3 protein-coding genes are annotated in these 4,309 nt (G+C 67.7%); all 3 read right to left on the bottom strand.

Annotated features, from left to right (window positions below):
* Positions 1-97: 97 nt before the first annotated feature.
* The 3 genes from IP78_RS13095 to mraY all read right to left on the bottom strand — a co-directional run bounded on the left by IP78_RS13095 (position 98) and on the right by mraY (position 4,139).
* Positions 98-1,291 carry an FtsW/RodA/SpoVE family cell cycle protein gene (locus IP78_RS13095; RefSeq protein ID WP_054112119.1) on the bottom strand — a complete coding sequence of 398 codons (1,194 nt, stop codon included), beginning with the start codon at positions 1,289-1,291 and terminating at the stop codon, positions 98-100.
* A 6-nt stretch (positions 1,292-1,297) separates the two neighbouring features.
* Positions 1,298-2,803, bottom strand: a complete 1,506-nt coding sequence (murD, locus tag IP78_RS13090) for a UDP-N-acetylmuramoyl-L-alanine--D-glutamate ligase (protein WP_054112118.1) — start codon at positions 2,801-2,803, stop codon at positions 1,298-1,300.
* Positions 2,804-3,029: 226 nt separating this feature from the next.
* Entirely contained in the window at positions 3,030-4,139 is a 1,110-nt protein-coding gene (gene mraY, locus IP78_RS13085; RefSeq protein ID WP_054112117.1) for a phospho-N-acetylmuramoyl-pentapeptide-transferase, read from the bottom strand.
* Positions 4,140-4,309 lie beyond the last annotated feature (170 nt).

The following is a 4,309-nucleotide window of genomic DNA, read 5'->3' as shown; positions in this document are numbered from 1 at the left end:
GGCAATGCGATGCACAGGCGATGATCGCCGGGCCGCCCCCACCCGATCGCTTCGCGATCTGCCCTCCCCCGCAGGGGGAGGGAGAGGCCGTGCTGCGTTACGGCATCAGCATCCGGCGGGGCCGATACAGGCTCGCGCCCGGCTCATAGGCCCCCGGCCGACGCCGCGTAAGGGCGAGCGCGAACCCCATCGTCAGCCCCATCGCCAGCATCGACGACCCGCCATAGCTGATGAAGGGCAGCGTCATCCCCTTGGTCGGGATGAGGTTCAGGTTCACCGCGATGTTGATGCAGGCCTGGAGCCCGATCAGCATGAACAGGCCCGCCGCCGCCGTCTGCTCGAACGGGTCGTTCAGCATCCGCGCCTTCCTCATGCCGCGCACGACGATGAAGGCGTAGAGCCCGATCATGATGAGGCTGAGCACCAGGCCGAATTCCTCGGCGCCGACGGAATAGATGAAGTCGGTGTGCAGGTCGGGCACCGAGCGCTTCATCACGCCCTCGCCGATGCCGCGCCCGACCAGGCCGCCGGCCCGGATGGCCTCGGACGCCCGGTCGATCTGGTGGGTGTCCTCGGCGCCGGGCGAGACGAACTTGGCCACGCGCGACTGGACGTGGGGAAACAGCAGATAGATGGCCGCCATCCCGGCCGCGCCGATCCCGCCCAGCACCGCAACCCAACGCAACGGCACCCCTGCCATGAAGAACACGGCCATGAAGGTGGTGGTGATCAGAAGCGTCTGACCGATGTCGGGCTGGATCAGCAGCAGCGCCACGACGACCGCGTAGGTCCCGAACGCTATGGAGACGCCAGGCACCCCCTGCCCCTTCTGGCCTTCGGAGAACATCCAGGCGGCGAACACGATCAGGGCGGGCTTGGCGAACTCGCTAGGCTGCAGACCGAAGGGGCCGATGTCGACCCAGCGCACCGCGCCCTTGACCGGATCACCGATGAAGGGAAGCGCCGCCATGGTGACGATGGCTCCCAGCAGCGCCAGCACGGCGATGCGCCGGACCCCGCGCGGGGACAGGAGCGACATCATCAGCATGCCGGTCAGTCCGGCCCCGGCGAAGACCATCATCCGCCATGAATAGTGGAAGGGGTCGGTGATCGACTCGTCCACGAGGACGGCGGCGGGCGAGGAGGCGAAGCTGAGCGCGACGCCGAGGAACATCAAAGCGAGCGCCGCGCCCAGCAGCGGGCGATCGACCGTCCAGAACCACTTGGCGATAGGGCTGGGATCGTTGCGGCTGAACGGCGGGACGTAGGATGGGGCGGTCGCCTCGGTCATGGTTTCTCAACCCTGAACGAAAGGCGTAGCTCCGAGGTTAAGAACGGCGGCGCGGAAGGCCTCTCCCCGCGCCTCGAAATCGGGGAACTGATCGAAGCTGGCGCAGGCGGGGCTGAGAAGGACGATCTGATCGCCACCGGCGGCTTGCGCGTCGGCGGCGGCCCGACGCACGGCCGTGGCCATGTCTCGGCAGATGGTGTGGGGCGTATAGGCCAGGGTGCGGGCGAAGTCTTCGGCCGCCTCGCCGATCAGATAGGCGTGGACGACGCGGGGGAAGAGGTCAGTCAGGTCCTCGATCCCGCCGTCCTTGGCGCGCCCGCCGACGATCCAGAAGACGGAGCTGTAGCTGGACAGGGCCTGGCGCGTGGCGTCGGCGTTTGTGGCCTTGGAATCGTTGATGAAGCGCACGGCACCGAGGCGGCCGACCTCCTCCATGCGGTGGGCGAGACCGGGGAAGGTCATCAGGCCCTGGACGGCGATCTCGTGCGAAACGCCCAGCGCGCGGGCGGCGGCGTAGGCGAAGGCCGCGTTCTGGGCGTTGTGGCGGCCGGGGAGCGAGCGGGCGGGGGTAAGGTCGAGGAGCGGCTGGCCGTTGGCGAGCAGCGTGCGGCCACGGGCTTCCAATACTCCGCTCATCCCGGCGAAAGCCGGGACCCAGTCCTTTGGGCGATGATCGGTCGAGACTTTGTCCAGCTGTTGATCCGAGCCATTGTGCTCGAGCGAAAGAACTGGGTCCCGGCTTTCGCCGGGATGAGCGGAAGTTTGAATACGGACGCCGGCGATGTCCCGCATCGTCAGATCGGCGGCGATCCCCTGCCCTTCCGCCTCATCAACGCCGATCAGCGCCACGGCCTGCGGCCTCAGCGCCTGGAACAGCCGCGCTTTGGCGTCGATATAGCCCTCCATGCCGCCGTGGCGATCCAGATGGTCAGGGCTGATGTTGGTCAGGATGGCGACGTCGGGGGCGAAGCTGGTGGTCAGGTCGAGCTGGTAGCTGGAGACCTCGATGACGTAGACGGCGTCCCGCGTCGGCGCCGGCAGGGCCAGCACGCCGATGCCGATGTTGCCGCCGACGTGGACGGTCAGGCCCGCCTGTTTCAGCACCCAGCCGATCAGGGCCGTCGTGGTGGACTTGCCGTTGGTGCCGGTGATGGCGACGACCCGGGGGCGCTGCTCTTCCGGCAGGGCGGCGAGAGCGCGGGCGAACAGCTCGATGTCGCCGATGACGGGGACGTTCGCGGCCTTCGCCTTGTCCACGGTCCAGTGCGGCTTGGGATGGGTCAGAGGCGCGCCGGGCGACAGGATCAGCGCGGCGAACCCGGACCAGTTGGCGGCGGTCAGGTCCTCGACGGCGAATCCTTCCGCCTCGGCCTGCATGCGCGAGGAGACGCTGTCGTCCCACAGGATGGGGTGTGCGCCCCCGGCCTTCAGCGCGCGAGCGGCGGTGAGCCCTGAGCGCCCCAGGCCGAAGACGGCGACGCGGCGCCCCTCGAAGCCGGGGACGGCGATCATGGCCTCTCCTCCTCGCTGTCTGGACGGAGAAGGCGACCGTCAAGCGCACGCGAGCCCTTCCCCTGGAGGGGGAAGGGCTGGGATGGGGTGGACCCCCGATGCTTGAAGTGAGCCCGAAAGACTCTCCGGAAATCGGGGTGTCTAAGCCACACTTCAGACGCCGTGCCTCCACCCCATCCCCAGCCCTTCCCCCTCCAGGGGAAGAGAGCAGAGCGAGCGCGCGTCGTCACCGCAGCTTCAGCGTCGACAGGCCGATCAGGGCCAGCATGGCCGCCACGATCCAGAAGCGGATGACCACCGTCGATTCCGGCCAGCCCATCTTCTCGAAGTGGTGGTGGATCGGGGCCATCAGGAAGATGCGCTTCTTGGTGGCCTTGAAGTAGGCGACCTGGATCATCACCGAGGCCGCCTCGACCACGAACAGGCCGCCGACGATGCCGAGCACCAGCTCGTGCTTGGTGGCGACCGCGATCGAGCCCAGCGCGCCGCCCAGCGCCAGCGAGCCGGTGTCGCCCATGAAGATCTTGGCCGGCGGGGCGTTATACCAGAGGAAGCCCGTGCCCCCGCCGATGATGGCGGCGCAGAAGATGGCCAGCTCGCCCGAGCCCGGCACATGGTGGACGCCGAGGTAGTCCGAGAAGATGAAGTTGCCGACGAGGTAGGCGATGATGCCGAAGGCCGCCGCCGACATCATCACCGGCACGATGGCCAGGCCATCGAGGCCATCGGTCAGGTTCACCGCGTTCGAAAAGCCCACAATCGTGAAGGCGGCGAAGGCGACGTAGAACCAGCCGATGTTTAGCAGTACGTCCTTGAAGAACGGAAAGGCGATCGAGGTCTCGAGGAACGGCGAGGTCGGCGATCGCGTCATCCAGACGACCACGAGGATGCCAGCGATGACGGACACGGCGATCTGGGCCGCCAGCTTCTGCTTCGACGTCAGGCCGGCCGAGGATTGCTTCGTGACCTTGGCGTAGTCGTCGACGAAGCCGAGCACGCCGAAGGCGGCGGTCACCAGGGACACGATCCAGATGTAGGGGTTGGTCAGGTCGCCCCACAGGAACACCGCCACACCGATGCCGGCCAGGATCATCAGCCCGCCCATCGTCGGGGTGCCGACCTTGGACAGGTGGCTGACCGGCCCGTCGGAGCGGATCGGCTGACCCTTGCCCTGCTTGATCCGCATCCAGGCGATGAAGCGGCTGCCCATGGCGACCGCGACGATCATGGCCGTGGCCATCGCCAGCGCCACCCGCACCGTCTGATACTGGATCAGGTTCAGCAGGGGGTAATCCTGCGCCACGTCGGCGTAGTAGAGATACAGCAGGTAGAACACTCAGACGCTCCCCGTTTCCGCCCGCTCTAGCCGCAGCAGCGCCGCCGCCACAAGCGACGCCTTCGAGCCGTTCGAGCCCTTCACCATGACGATGTCGTTGGGTCCGACCAGGTCCTCGGCCTGATCGGCCAGATCGGCGGCCGTGGGGGCCCAGACCCCCCGCCGCTCAG

The sequence above is a fragment of the Brevundimonas sp. AAP58 genome (genome assembly GCF_001295975.1).
Taxonomy (GTDB): Bacteria; Pseudomonadota; Alphaproteobacteria; order Caulobacterales; family Caulobacteraceae; genus Brevundimonas.
The sequence above is the reverse complement of the archived record's forward strand: the minus strand, read 5'-3'. Positions and strand labels throughout refer to the sequence as shown.

Bases quoted from the DNA above. Each gene is read 5' to 3' on its own strand.
- IP78_RS13095 (WP_054112119.1), bottom strand. From the start codon at position 1,291: ATGACCGAGGCGACCGCCCCATCCTACGTCCCGCCGTTCAGCCGCAAC.
- murD (WP_054112118.1), bottom strand. From the start codon at position 2,803: ATGATCGCCGTCCCCGGCTTCGAGGGGCGCCGCGTCGCCGTCTTCGGC.